The 11,866-nt window shown below is 69.0% G+C and carries 10 protein-coding genes; 3 read left to right on the top strand and 7 right to left on the bottom strand.

Annotated features, from left to right (window positions below):
* Nucleotides 1-3: 3 nt before the first annotated feature.
* The 5 genes from FHW79_RS17585 to FHW79_RS17565 form a co-directional block, all read right to left on the bottom strand.
* Entirely contained in the window at nucleotides 4-546 is a 543-nt protein-coding gene (locus FHW79_RS17585; protein WP_183180151.1) for a tripartite tricarboxylate transporter TctB family protein, read from the bottom strand.
* 58 nt (nucleotides 547-604) lie between these two features.
* The gene (locus FHW79_RS17580; RefSeq protein ID WP_183180150.1) at nucleotides 605-1,570 is read right to left on the bottom strand and encodes a tripartite tricarboxylate transporter substrate binding protein; all 966 of its coding nucleotides are present in this window, start codon (nucleotides 1,568-1,570) and stop codon (nucleotides 605-607) included.
* A gap of 107 nt (nucleotides 1,571-1,677) precedes the next feature.
* On the bottom strand, nucleotides 1,678-2,328 hold the full coding sequence (locus FHW79_RS17575; protein WP_183180149.1) for a 2-dehydro-3-deoxy-6-phosphogalactonate aldolase: 651 nt from the start codon (nucleotides 2,326-2,328) through the stop codon (nucleotides 1,678-1,680).
* A 5-nt stretch (nucleotides 2,329-2,333) separates the two neighbouring features.
* The gene (locus FHW79_RS17570; RefSeq protein ID WP_183180148.1) at nucleotides 2,334-3,326 is read right to left on the bottom strand and encodes a 2-dehydro-3-deoxygalactonokinase; all 993 of its coding nucleotides are present in this window, start codon (nucleotides 3,324-3,326) and stop codon (nucleotides 2,334-2,336) included.
* Nucleotides 3,290-4,129: an IclR family transcriptional regulator gene (locus FHW79_RS17565; RefSeq protein WP_183180147.1), complete on the bottom strand. Its 840-nt coding sequence runs from the start codon at nucleotides 4,127-4,129 to the stop codon at nucleotides 3,290-3,292. The genes FHW79_RS17570 and FHW79_RS17565 overlap by 37 nt, the downstream gene beginning before the upstream one ends.
* A 280-nt stretch (nucleotides 4,130-4,409) precedes the next feature.
* Between FHW79_RS17565 and clpB the strand changes: the two genes are divergently transcribed.
* Nucleotides 4,410-7,079, top strand: a complete 2,670-nt coding sequence (clpB, locus tag FHW79_RS17560; protein WP_183180146.1) for an ATP-dependent chaperone ClpB — start codon at nucleotides 4,410-4,412, stop codon at nucleotides 7,077-7,079.
* 145 nt (nucleotides 7,080-7,224) lie between these two features.
* Nucleotides 7,225-7,818 (top strand): class I SAM-dependent methyltransferase, encoded by a 594-nt coding sequence (locus FHW79_RS17555; protein WP_183180145.1) that lies wholly within the window; start codon nucleotides 7,225-7,227, stop codon nucleotides 7,816-7,818.
* 22 nt (nucleotides 7,819-7,840) lie between these two features.
* Here the strand turns inward: FHW79_RS17555 and FHW79_RS17550 are convergent, their stop codons facing one another.
* Both FHW79_RS17550 and FHW79_RS17545 read right to left on the bottom strand, forming a co-directional pair.
* Nucleotides 7,841-8,644, bottom strand: coding sequence for a cytochrome c oxidase assembly protein (locus FHW79_RS17550; RefSeq protein WP_183180144.1), 804 nt, complete (start codon nucleotides 8,642-8,644; stop codon nucleotides 7,841-7,843).
* A 74-nt stretch (nucleotides 8,645-8,718) separates the two neighbouring features.
* Nucleotides 8,719-9,486 carry an FCD domain-containing protein gene (locus FHW79_RS17545; protein ID WP_247884460.1) on the bottom strand — a complete coding sequence of 256 codons (768 nt, stop codon included), beginning with the start codon at nucleotides 9,484-9,486 and terminating at the stop codon, nucleotides 8,719-8,721.
* 411 nt (nucleotides 9,487-9,897) lie between these two features.
* On the opposite strand from FHW79_RS17545, the gene lldP reads away from it, so the two are divergent.
* Entirely contained in the window at nucleotides 9,898-11,586 is a 1,689-nt protein-coding gene (gene lldP / locus FHW79_RS17540) for an L-lactate permease (protein WP_183180142.1), read from the top strand.
* Nucleotides 11,587-11,866: the final 280 nt, after the last annotated feature.

Genomic DNA, 11,866 nt, shown 5'->3' with positions numbered 1-11,866 from the left:
TGACTAGAACTCGCCCGTTTCGAACAGGCTTCCGTCCGGCAGCGGGATCTGCAGGGCGTACAGGAACACCAGATAGAGGAAGGCCGTGACCGCCACCGCGATGATCGGGGCGCGGACCCAGCTGCGCATGCCCATGAGCCGCATCATGCCGATGAGGAACACCACCGTCGTGGGCAGGTAGCCGATCAGGGACAGCATGTAGATGTAGACCGCGGTCGCGACCACGCCGATGGCCACCCGGTGGAACCGGAACGCCTCGGCCGGGGCCTGCGGCTCGGCGGGGGCGGCCTGGGCGGATTGGGCCTGGGCGCCGCGCTTGGGCATCAGCCGGCCGATGACCAGGATCGCGCTCAGCACGAGCAGCGCACCCGCGTAAATGATCGGGAAGCGGGCCGGCCCGACATCGGTGTCGAGGCCGGCCATCGTCGGAAAACCGCCCGACACGACGATGGCCGCAACGGCGACGGCGGCAACCACGGCGCCGGCGAAGAGGTCGGCCGAACGCGGCGTTCCCGACCCCGGAGTTCCACCAGAGGAATGGCTCATTGGACGTCTCCACGCACGGGGCACGGGCGGTGGACGCCCGCGCCCCTGTCTTTCCTGATTACTTCGCCATTCCGAGCTTGGTCATCAGGTCCTTGAAGAAGGCGTTGTCCTTCTTGATCATCTCACCGAACTCGGGACCGTCGGCATAGGCCAGGGTCAGGTTCATCTTGGTGAGCGTCTCCTTGAAGGCCGGCTCGTTGGCGGTCGCCTTGGACGCCTCGCGCAGCGTGTCGACGACGGCCTGCGGGGTCTTCTTCGGAACGACGATGCCGCGCCAGGTGTAGACCGACAGGTCGATGCCCTTCTCCTTGACGGTCGGGACCTCCGGGAAGGCCGCCGAACGCTCGTCGCCCATGACGGCCAGGATGCGCAGCTTGCCGGCGGCGACGTGGTTCACCACCTCGGCCGGGCTGACGCTCACCGCCTCGATGTGGTTGCCGAGCAGGGCGGTCACCGCCGGGTTGGCGCCGTCATAGGGGATGTGGCTGAAGCTGGCGCCCGTCTTCTCCTGGAGCGCCGCCGCGGCGAGGTGCCAGATGGCGCCCGTGCCGGAGTTGCCGATGCGCACCTTGCCCGGGTTGGCCTTGGCGTTCGCCAGGAAGTCCTCAAAGGTCTTGAACGGCGAGTCGACGTTCACCGTGATGGCGCTCGGCTCGGCGTTCAGGCGGGCGATCGGGGTGAAGTCGTCCGCGGTGAAGCGGGCAATGCCCATATGCGGCAGCATGGTGAGTTCCACCGTGCCCATGCCGATGCGGTAGCCGTCCGCGCGGGCGGCCATGATCTCGGTCAGGCCGACGGCGCCGGCGCCACCGGTCTTGTTGACCACGCCCATCGACTGGGGCAGGTGCTTCTTGGCCGCGTCGGCGTAGGCGCGGGCTACCAGATCGGTGCCGCCGCCCGCTGCGTAGGGGACGGTCAGCTCGATCGGCTTGGTCGGATAGCCGGCCGCCTGCGCGGCCACCATCATCGTGGCGGAGGTCAGCGCGCCGACGACGGCGCCGGTGACGAAACGATAGCCCTTCATGAACGTTCTCCCTGGGACTTTGCTTGTGATGGTGAGGGGGATGGAGAGGAGGCCCGCGGCGCGTTCTGCGACCGGCCACGGGGCGTTCCCCGGTCGCCGTCAGCGGATCAGCGCGGGTTGAGGCGCTGCCACGCCGCGACGAAGGCCGCCGCCCGCTCGCCGACGTCGGCGGCGGAGAGGCCCGGTGAATAGAGCGCCGATCCGAGCCCGAAGCCGGCCACGCCGGCCTCGAGGAACGGCGCCATGGTGTCCGGGGCGATGCCGCCCACGGGCAACAGGCGGGTGCCGGCGGGAAGGATGGCGCGCATCGCCTTGATGATGCGCGGGCCGACCAGCTCCGCAGGGAAGATCTTCAGGGCGTCGGCCCCGGCTGACAGCGCTGCGAAAGCTTCCGTCGGCGTGGCGATTCCGGGCAGGCTGACCAGCCCCGCGGCCTTGGCGGCGCGGATCACCGCGGTGTCGGCGTGCGGCATGACGACCAGGTCGGCCCCGATCTCCTTCAGCCGGGCCACCTGCTCCACCGCCAGGACCGTGCCGGCGCCGACCAGCGCGTCGCGCGGCAGCAGCCGGCGGACGGCGGCGATGCTCTCGAACGGATCGGGCGAGTTCAGCGGCACCTCGATCAGGCGGAAACCGCTGTCGTAGAGCGTCTGGGCGACGCCCTCCGCCTCGACGGGGGTCAGGCCGCGCAGGATGGCGACCAGCGGCAGGGCGGAAAAGGCGGCGTCGAAGCGGGCCTTCAGGGACTCATCGGACATGGTCGTCACTCCCCCGCCGGCGCGATCAGGCCGGCGGCAACGGCAAACTGGAAAAGCCCACGCGGGGCGGTGTTCTCAAGCCGGTCGGTGGGCTCGACGCCCAGCAACTCCAGGCCGCGGACGTAGCGGCGGCAGAGCGCGCCCTCGCCGATCAGCAGAAGCGGACGGCCCTCATGCAACTCGTTGCGCATGTGGCCGAGGCCGGAGACCAGCTCGTGGCCGATCAGCAGGCCGGACAGGTAATCCTTCAGAAGCTCCGCCGGCATGCGGCGGGTGATGCCGAGCGTGCGCGCGGCGAAGATCTGGTGCGTGAGGTCGCCCGGCCCGCTGGACTGCGCCGCCCGCACGCCCTCGGCGAAGGCGGCGTCGGACTCGGCCGCCGCCGGAGCGGCGTCCGCCGGCATCAGCCGGCCGAGGATCGAATGCTTGCACAGGACGGCAAAGGTCTCGCCGGTCATGTAGGTGGAGAAGCGGATCATGCGCCCGCCGACGATCTCCACCCATTTGGAATGGGTGCCGGGCAGCACCATGCAGGCGTCGCGGCCCCAGTCGGGACGGTCGGCCAGCACGCCGGCGATCTGGATCTCCTCGCCGCGCAGGATGTCCGGCGGGCCGCTCGGCGGGTCGTAGAGGACGCCCGGCGCGATCAGGATGCGGGAGCCCGACGCGCTCTCCACCGGGATGGCCTGCGAGGCCAGGGTGGTCGTGTCGGCGGGACAGCGGACATAGGGGGCCTCGCGCCAGCCCTGGGCGCTGCCCACCATGCCGCCGGCCACGACCGGCAGGCCCGGATGGGCTCGCAGCCAATCGCCGCACAGGTCGGTGAAGGCCTGCTCGAAGCCGGTGACGCCCGGCATCGGCAGATTCTGGATGCCGTGCGCGTTGGCGCGCTGGTCCAGCACCCGCCCGTCGCGGCCCATCAGGAAGCCGCGCAGGCTCGAGGTTCCCCAGTCGAGGGCGATCAGCGATGCCCCGACGCCCGTTCGTCCCGTTTCCATCCCAAATCCTTTGAAATCGCGTCGGCGACCGCCCGGACGATGGGTCCAAGCTCCTCCATCCGTTCGTCCGGCATGTAGGGCACAGCGCTCGCCACGCTGATGGCGGCGACGACCTGGTTGCGGACGTCACGGATCGGCGCGCCGACGCAGCGGATGCCGATTTCGTTTTCTTCAAGGTCGAAGGACCAGCCGCGGTCCACATAGGCGGCCAGCCGGGATTCGAACTCCGGCCAGGGCGCCAGCGGGGGCCGTTCCGGCGCCGCCGCGGTCAGGCGGAGCGCGTGTTCGTACAGCTCGGACCAACGCTCGCGCGGCAGGCCGAGGAGAAGCGCCTTGCCCAGCCCCGTGGAGGCCAGCGGCATGCGCAGGCCGATGCGCGACCGCATTTCCAGCCCGCGTGTGTTCGGAATCTTGTCGAGGTAGAAGACCTCCGCCCCCTCGACGACGCCGAGATGGACGGTGTCGCCGGTCTGGCGGGCCAGCTCCTCGATGTGCGGGCGGGCGATGGCCACCAGCGGACGCTGCTCCAGCGCGCGCATGCCGAGCGCGATCAGCTTCGGCCCCAGCAGATAGCCCTTGTAGGGCACGTGGTGCAGATAGCCGTCCTGGGTCAGGCTGTTGAGCATCCGGTGCGTGGTGCTGCGCGGCGTGCCCAGCCGGGCGGCGATGCCCTTCACGTCACCGATGCCCGCCGCCACGCATTCCAGGAGGGCGAGGCCGCGCATCAGCGTCTGGGTTCCGGAGGCCTGCGGCTTCTCCGGCGACGCTTGTGCATCGAGCGGATTTGCTCCGATGCCGGCCATATCCTCCCTCCCGCGTTGTTGTCCGATATCTGGCATATCAGTTTCCACCACTTTATGAAGGCGTATGGAGTGTGTCAAATAAATAAATCACCGTCCATATAGTGAGACAATGACGGCGCAAGACAGCCTTGCCCCACGGTCTGGGCGGCCGTCTTGATCGGGGCGGCGCCCCTGCCCATCTGTTCCCTTGAGGCGACCGGGGCCGCGCATGGTGCGGGCCACACAGGCCGTCTTCCCGCGCCTTCGCAAAGGGCGGGAACCATAACGAACGGAGTGCCTGATGGACTTCGGTCTGTTCACCGACCGTGCGCGCGGCGTCATCCAGGCCGCGCAACTGGCGGCTCTCGCCGGACGCCACCAACAGCTCGTCCCCGAACATCTCGTGAAGGCCCTGGTCGAGGACGCCGACGGCGTGCCCGCCAAGCTGATCCGCGATGCCGGCGGCGACCCCGAGCTTCTGAAGACCGCCGCCGAGGAAACCCTGAACCGCCAGACCCGTGTGGATGGCGAAGGACCGCACCCGATCTTCATGTCCCCGGCGCTCGCCGGCGTGCTCCAGAACGCGGTCGAGACGGCGCGGGGGGCCGGCGACAAGTTCGTCTCCCCCGAACGGCTGCTCGAATCGCTGGCCGCCCAGGGCGGCGCCACCCGCGCGCTGTTCCACCGTGCCGGTGTCGATCCGGCGGTGCTGGTCGAAGGCGTCGAATCGCTGAGCAAGAACCGCCCCGCCGACCGGCAGGAGGATTCCCAGATGGGCGAGGCGCTCGCCAAATACGCCCGCGACCTGACGGAAGAGGCGCGCCAGGGCCGTCTCGACCCGGTGATCGGGCGCGACGACGAGATCCGGCGGACCATCCAGGTCCTGGCCCGGCGCACCAAGAACAACCCCGTCCTGATCGGCGAGCCCGGCGTCGGCAAGACCGCCGTGGTGGAAGGGCTGGCCCAGCGGCTGGCCTCGGGCGATGTGCCGGAAGGGCTGAAGGACCGGCGCGTGCTGGCGCTCGACCTCACCGCCCTGCTGGCGGGCGCCAAGTTCCGCGGCGACTTCGAGGAGCGGCTGAAGGCCGTCTTGTCGGAGGTTCAGCAGGCGGCGGGCCGCATCATCCTGTTCATCGACGAGCTGCACTCGCTGATCGGGGCCGGCCGCACGGACGGCGCGATGGACGCCGCCAACATGCTGAAGCCCGCGCTGGCGCGCGGCGAGCTGCGCTGCGTCGGCGCCACCACGCCCGACGAGTACCGCAAGTACATCGAGAAGGACGCGGCGCTCGCCCGCCGCTTCCAGCCGGTCAACGTCGACGAGCCGTCCGACGAGGACGCCGTGTCGATCCTGCGCGGCATCAAGGGCAAGTACGAGGTGCACCACGGCGTGCGCATCGCCGACGCGGCGGTGGTCGCGGCGGTGCAGCTCTCCGCCCGCTACATCGCCGACCGCCGCCTGCCCGACAAGGCCATCGACCTCGTCGACGAGGCGGCCAGCCGCCTGCGCATGGCCATCGACAGCAAGCCGGAGGCGCTGGACGCCGTCGGCCGCCGCGTCGCCCAGCTGAAGATCGAGCGCGAGGCCCTGAAGTCGGAGCCGGACGCCGCGTCCCAGGAGCGGCTGCAGAAGCTGGAGGCCGAGCTGGCGGTGGACGAGGCGAAGCTGACCGCCATGGAAGAAGAGTGGCGCGTCGGCCAGTCCCGCCGCACCGAGGGCCGCCGCCTGAAGGAGGAGCTGGACCAGGCCCGCACCAAGCTGGAGCACGCGCAGCGCGACGGCGACTGGGCGAAGGCCGGCGAGCTGGCCTACGGCGTCGTTCCCGACCTGGAGAAGCGTCTGGCCGAGGCCGAGTCCCGCGCCAACGCCGAGCGGGAGGAGGTCACGGCGAAGGACATCGCCGCCGTGGTCACCCGCTGGACCGGCATCCCGGTCGACCGCATGCTGGACAGCGAGCGGCAGCGGCTGAAGGGCATGGAGGACCGGCTGGCCGAGCGCGTCGTCGGTCAGGCCGAGGCGGTGCGCGCCGTGTCCAAGGCGGTGCGCCGGGCGCGGGCCGGGTTGAAGGACCCGAACCGCCCGACCGGCTCCTTCCTGTTCCTCGGCCCGACCGGCGTCGGCAAGACGGAGCTGGCCAAGGCGCTGGCCGCCTTCCTGTTCGACGACGAGACCGCGGTGACCCGCGTCGACATGTCGGAGTATATGGAGAAGCACTCCGTCGCCCGCATGATCGGCTCGCCCCCGGGCTATGTCGGCTATGACGACGGCGGCACGCTGGCCGAGAAGATCCGGCGCCGGCCCTATCAGGTCGTCCTGCTGGACGAGGTGGAGAAGGCCCACCCGGACGTGCTGAACGTGCTGCTCCAGGCGCTCGACGACGGGCGGCTGACCGATGGACAGGGCCGCATGGCGGACTTCCGCCACGCGATCCTGATCATGACGTCGAACCTGGGGGCGGACGCCCTGACGGCGCTCGGCGAGGACGACAGCCTGGAGGGCGCCCGGATCGAGGTCATGGACGCGGTGCGCCGCGCCTTCCGGCCGGAGTTCCTGAACCGGCTGGACGACGTGTTGATCTTCCGCCGGCTGGGGCGCGAGCAGATGGCCCACATCGTGGACATCCAGCTTGCCCGCGTCGCCGACCGTCTGGCGGAGCGCGGCCTGTCGCTGACCGCCGACGACGCGGCCCGCGCCCGGCTCGCCGACCTCGGCTGGGACCCCGCCTTCGGCGCCCGTCCGTTGAAGCGGGCGGTGCAGAATCTGGTGGAGGACCCGATCGCCGAGCGGCTGCTCGACGGCGAGGTGGACGAGCGCTCGACCCTGCACCTGTCGGCGCGGGACGGCCGCCTGACGCTCGACGGGGTGCCGGTCGAGGAGGACCGGGCCACCGGCTTCAAGGCCCCGGAACGCCCGCCGCTGGGCTTCGCCCTGACCGGCGGCGGCGGACGGAGCAGCGCCGCCGTCCACTGAGCGTGACTCGAAACGGAAACCCCGGTCCACAAGGGCCGGGGTTTTTCGTTGCGCGGGTCCGCCAACACATCATGGATGTTTGGCCGCTGTGGTAAGCAGGGGACGGGTCGGGCCGTCATCGGCGTGCCATGCGGAGGGATGAGAAATGAGCGGACTGAACGGGTACGGTGAAAACGCGACAGCCCTCACGGAACAGTATGAGAGCGTGGCCTTCGCCGACGTGCATCGCGACGTGCTCCACCTCTTCCCCTCCCGGCGGAGCCGCATTTTGGACATCGGCGCGGGCACGGGACGGGACGCAGCCGCCCTGTCACGGCTCGGCCACGATGTGACCGCCGTCGAACCGACGGTGGAGCTTCGCAGCGCGGGAACCCGCATCCACGCCGCGACGCCGATCCGCTGGATCGACGACAGCCTGCCGGAGCTGGCCGTGGTGCGGAGCGACGGCGGGCGTTACGACGTCGTGATGCTCACCGCCGTGTGGATGCACCTCGACGAGGCCCAGCGCGGCGTCGCGATGCCGCACATCGCGGCCCTGCTGAACCCGAACGGCCGGCTTCTCATGTCGTTGCGGCACGGCCCGGTGCCGGCGGGGCGGACCATGTACGACGTCTCGGCCGCCGAGACCATCGAGCTTGCCGCGTCCGTCGGCCTTCGCTGCGTCCATCGCAATCACCGGGAGGACATGCTCGGCCGCGGCGATGTGTCCTGGAGCTTCCTCGGATTGGAAGCCCGCTGAGGGACATCGGCGGGCCCCGGCCTTACGACCGCTGCCGCTCGGGCACCATCAGCCAGCGGGCCAGGGCGTAGAGGTTGATCGCCACATAGACCGCCGCCCCCACCACCCCCATGATGAGTCCGCCGAGCTGCTGGTCGGCGAGCGCCGACAGGCCCCAGGGCGCCGTCGTCTCCAGATGGTAGACGAACAGCGGCTGCGGGGCGAAGATCAGCAGCGCCGCCAGAATGGCGAGATGCACCGAGGTGCTAAAGGCCGACAGCAGCCCCCGTCCCCGCATCGCCGCGTCATCCGGGGCCAGCACCGTCCGCCACGCGGCGACCGCGCCAACGAGCAGGCTGGCGTGCATGACCCACAGCACCGCGTCGAAGCGCAGCGCCGCCATGTAGGGTCCCGGCAGGTGCCATACCCAGAGGAACAGCCCGAACAGGCCCCAGGCGATCTCCGGAACGGCCAGGGGTGAGGCGAGCGTCCGCACCCAACCCGGCCAGCGCACCGCGCCAATCGGCCAGGACAGGACCAGCAGGGGCGCCGCCACCTGGATGGTCAGGAGATGCTGGACCACCCGCGCCGAGAACAGGGCGGAGGTCAGGTTGCACAGAGGCGACACGAAGGCGGCGAACAGCACCAGCCACCCCGCGGCGAAGCACCAGGGCTGGTGCCGCGCCATGCCTGCCCCATGCCGCCGCACCACCATCGCGTATCCAGCGGCGGCCAGGACGAACACGGACAGCAGGACCGGGTCGCCGTTCCAGGCGCTCCAGAACCCGTCCGGCACCGGTGGGGCGCCGCAATAGGGAATGATCGAGGGCAGCGTTTCGGTGAGCACGGCTGGACCTCCCTTGGTCTACAGCCGTGTAAAACCGAGAACGGCGCTCAGGTTCCCAAACGCCGCCCTTTGGTTCAGGCCCGTTCGGCGGTTTCGATCAGGTCGCCGCGCCCGATGCGGCGCAGGGAGGCCTCCAGCCGCGTGTCGTCCTCGCGGATCTCGCGCAGGGTGTGCAGCGTGAACATCACATGCGCCTCCGCCGCCGCATGGGCGGCCTCGGCGTCGCCCGCCAGCACCGCGTCGGCGATGGCCAGATGCTGCTCCAGCAGCAGGTCGCGCACGCCGGGCCGGGTGTAGAGCCGGTCCCGGTTGTAGAAGACGTCGTTGCGCAGCATCTCCGACAGGGCGCCCATGATGTGCAGCATCACCGTGTTGTGCGCCGCCTCGTAAATAGCGAGGTGGAGTTGGGCGTCCACGTCGGCCTCTTCCGACGGGTCGTCCTTGCCGTGGGCGTCGCGCATGCGCTGGGCCAGGGCGCGGATCGCCTGACGGTCGAGGTCGGTCGCCCGCTGCGCGGCCAATTTGGCGGCGGCGGCCTCGATGGAGGTGCGGAACTCCAGGTAATGGAAGGGCGCGTCCGGATCGGATTGCAGCAGAGCCGCCAGCGGGGCGGCGATCGGTGCCAGGAACTGCGCAATGTGCGTGCCGTTTCGCCCGGAGACGAGCAGCCCGCGCTCCTCCAGCTTCTCCAAGGCGTCGCGCAGCGACGGGCGCGAGACGTCCAGCTTGAGCGCCAGGTCCCGTTCCGGCAGCAGCTTCTCCCCCGGACGCAGCACGCCTTCCCGGATCAACGTCTCCAGATGGTCGGCGATGGCGTCCGCCAACTTGGCCGGCTTTATCATTCCCCTGCCCTGCCCCTTGCCCTGCATCCGCAGAAATCCCGCCTGATCCCGAAGGTTAGATATCGTCACGGCTCGCGCGCGTCCAGCCCGACCACGCCCAATGGCACCGTTTCCCGATCGCAGCGCTATCGAAGGGGTCAGGTGGTAATACCACGGGCAAGAAAAAGTCCCTCGCAACGCCGACGGTAAATTGAATTTTCCCTATTGCCAACCATTGCGACCCAATGTATCCGTTCAGAGCCTTTGGTCATATGTTTTGACCGGAGCCCAACCCAAGAAAAAACTGATCTCCACGGCCGTTCGACCGTGGAATGACAGGCGGCGTGCGTCCGGATAAGACGCGCGGTTCCGGGCTCCATTCATGGTCGCTGGCCAAAGCAGAACCGAGAATCTGCGGCATAGGTAGGAAACATGCAGCCCTGGACACAAGTCTACGATCCCGCGGGTAACCTTTGGCTTTCGGCACTTGTGGCCGCGTTGCCGATCATTTTCTTCTTCATCGCGCTGACGATGCTGCGCTTGAAGGGCCACATCGCGGGCACCATCACCGTCGCCATTTCGCTGGCCGTCGCCATCCTGTTCTACAAGATGCCGGTCGGCATGGCGCTGGCGTCCGCCGGATACGGCTTCCTCTACGGCCTGTGGCCGATCGCCTGGATCATCGTGGCCGCCGTGTTCCTCTACAAGATCACGGTCAAGACCGGCCAGTTCGAGATCATCCGCTCGTCGGTGGTGTCGATCACCGAGGACCAGCGGCTTCAGATGCTGATGGTCGGCTTCTCTTTCGGCGCCTTCCTGGAAGGAGCTGCGGGCTTCGGCGCGCCGGTCGCCATCACCGCGGCGCTGCTGGTCGGTCTGGGCTTCAACCCGCTCTACGCCGCCGGTCTCTGTCTGATCGCCAACACCGCCCCGGTGGCCTTCGGCGCCATGGGCATTCCGATCATCGTCGCCGGTCAGGTCACCTCGCTCGACCCGTTCCGGATCGGCGCCATGGCCGGCCGCCAGCTTCCGCTGCTGTCCGTCTTCGTGCCCTTCTGGATCATCATGATCATGGACGGCTGGAAGGGCGTGCGCGAGACCTGGCCCGCCATCCTGGTCGCCGGCGGCACCTTCGCCGTCACCCAGTACTTCACCGCCAACTTCATCGGGCCGGAGCTGCCGGACATCACCTCCGCCCTGGTCAGCCTCGTCAGCATCACCGTCTTCCTGAAGTTCTGGAAGCCCAAGGCGATCTTCCGCTTCCCGAACTCCCCGCTGGCCGCCGGCCCGGTGCCGCAGTCGGTCGGCGCCATGGCGTCGAGCGAGTTCAACGCCCAGCGCGGCTACAGCGCCGGTGAGATCGCCAAGGCCTGGTCGCCCTTCCTGATCCTGACCGTGATCGTCACGATCTGGAGCCTGAAGCCCTTCAAGGCCCTGTTCGCCAAGGGCGGCGCGCTGGCCGACACGGTGCTGTACTTCCCGGTCGCCGGGCTGGACAAGCTGGTGCTGAAGGCCGCCCCGATCGTCGCCTCGCCGAAGCCCATCGAGGCCGTCTACAAGCTCGATCTGCTGTCGGCCACCGGCACGGCCATCCTGATCTCCGCGATCATCACGATGATCATGCTGAAGATGCGCCCGGCCGACGGCGTCAAGACCTTCGTCGAGACGGTCGGCGAGCTGAAGCGCCCGATCTACTCGATCGGCATGGTCCTGGCCTTCGCCTTCATCGCCAACTACTCGGGCCTGTCCTCGACCCTGGCGCTGCTGCTGGCCGGCACGGGCTTCCTGTTCCCGTTCTTCTCGCCGATCCTCGGCTGGCTGGGCGTGTTCCTGACCGGGTCCGACACGTCGAGCAACGCGCTGTTCTGCGGTCTGCAGGCCACCACGGCGCAGCAGGTGGGCGTGTCCGACGTGCTGATGGTCGCGGCCAACACCACGGGCGGCGTCACCGGCAAGATGATCTCCCCGCAGTCGATCGCCGTGGCCTGCGCCGCGGTGGGTCTGGTCGGCCGCGAGTCCGAGCTGTTCCGCTTCACCGTGAAGCACAGCCTGTTCTTCGTCGCGATCATCGGCGTCATCACGATGATCCAGGCCTACATCCTGCCCTGGATGATCCCCTAAAGCGTCGACGCCCGAACCCCCTTCTCCTCCCCCGGGGGAGAAGGGGCGTCATCCACTGCCGAGCTTCATTCCCTACGGCGCCGCTCGGCCTTCCATCCGGTCGGGTGGCGCCGCTTTCTTTGTCCGCCTTATTTTTTATGCATTGCAGCATCACAGCGCTGCGTTTGGTCAATTCATTTTACCATTGCGGCCACCCAGCAAATCGATTATCCGACGTACTGACTGTGGCACACAACAAGCCGTCCGCCCGGCGGGCGGAAACAAACCTCGCCCCAGCACC

Source organism: Azospirillum sp. OGB3, assembly GCF_014192915.1.
Classification (GTDB): domain Bacteria; phylum Pseudomonadota; class Alphaproteobacteria; order Azospirillales; family Azospirillaceae; genus Azospirillum.
This window is presented reverse-complemented; position numbering and strand designations above follow the sequence as displayed.